This window comes from Streptomyces sp. NPDC047061 (assembly GCF_040643955.1).
Classification (GTDB): Bacteria; Actinomycetota; Actinomycetes; order Streptomycetales; family Streptomycetaceae; genus Streptomyces.
This window is the reverse complement of record NZ_JBEYVI010000133.1, coordinates 1-1324: the sequence shown is the minus strand read 5'-3', so window position 1 is coordinate 1324 and position 1324 is coordinate 1. Positions and strand designations below refer to the sequence as shown.

At 68.8% G+C, this 1324-nt stretch carries 1 protein-coding gene; it reads left to right on the top strand.

The window, feature by feature from the left end; genetic code table 11:
- Positions 1 to 1324 (top strand): acyltransferase domain-containing protein (locus ABZ887_RS51120; RefSeq protein ID WP_361306601.1); only part of this gene is annotated, 1324 nt, incomplete at both ends.

The window sequence follows — 1324 nt, the reverse complement described above, 5'->3', positions numbered from 1 at the left end:
GTCTGCCGTGGAGGCTGCTGTCCAGGATGGGCTGGAATCTGCGGGTCCGGTGGTGTGGGTGGTGTCGGCGCGGTCTGATGCGGCGTTGGCGGCGCAGGCGGGCCGGCTGGCCGGGTTCGTGGAGGCTCGTCCGGAGGTCGGGGTCGGGGATGTGGCGTTGTCGTTGGCGGTGACGCGGACGACGGGCTTCTCGCACCGGTTGGCGGTGGTCGGTGGTGACCGTGGCCAGTTGTTGGAGGGTTTGTCTGCGGCTGCTGCGGGTCGGGTGGTGCCTGGTGTGGTGACGGGCGCTGGTGCTGGTGGTGGTCGGGTGGCGGTGGTGTTCTCGGGCCAGGGTTCTCAGGGTGTGGGGATGGGCCTTGGGTTGTATGGGGTGTTCCCGGTGTTTGCGCGGGCGTTTGATGAGGTGTGTGCTGAGCTGGATGGGTTGTTGCCTGGTTCGTTGCGTGAGGTGATCGCGGCGGGTGGTCCGGAGTTGGACCAGACGGTGTTTGCGCAGGCGGGTTTGTTCGCGGTGCAGGTGGCGTTGTTCCGGTTGTGGTCGTCGTGGGGTGTGGTGCCGCAGTGTGTGGCGGGTCATTCGATCGGTGAGGTGACGGCGGCGTATGTGGCGGGGGTGTGGGATCTGGCGGATGCGTGTGCGGTGGTTGCGGCGCGGGGCCGTTTGATGCAGGAGTTGCCGGCGGGTGGGGCGATGGCGGCGTTGGACGCGTCGTCGGAGCAGGTTGCCGAGTTGATCGCCGGGCGTGAGGGTGTGGCGGTTGCGGCGGTCAACGGTGCTCGGCAGACGGTGATTTCGGGTGTCGAGTCGGTGGTGGATGAGTTGGCGGGGGTGTGGCGGGAGCGGGGTGGGCGGGCTCGTCGGTTGCGGGTCAGTCATGCGTTCCACTCGCCGTTGATGGATCCGGTGCTGGAGGGGTTCGGGCGGGTTCTGGAGGGGGTGACCTGCCGGGAGCCGCGGATTCCGTTGGTGTCGGGGACGCCGGGTGCGGATGTGACGGATCCGGCGTATTGGGTGGGGCATGTGCGGGACACGGTCCGTTTCCACGATGTGGTGGAGGCGATGCGGGCCCAGGGGGTGGGTGTGTTCGCCGAGTTGGGTCCGGATGGTGCGTTGTCGGCGATGGCGGATGGGGATGCGGGGACGTGGGTTCCGGCGTTGCGTGGTGGTCAGGACGAGCCCGAGACGGCGTTGCGTGCGCTGGCCGGTCTGTATGCGGCCGGCGCAGAGGTGGACTGGGCTGCGGTGACCGCCGACGAGGGCCGGGCGGTCAGGGTCGGCCTGCCGACGTATCCGTTCCAGCGTCAGCACTACTGGCCGAAG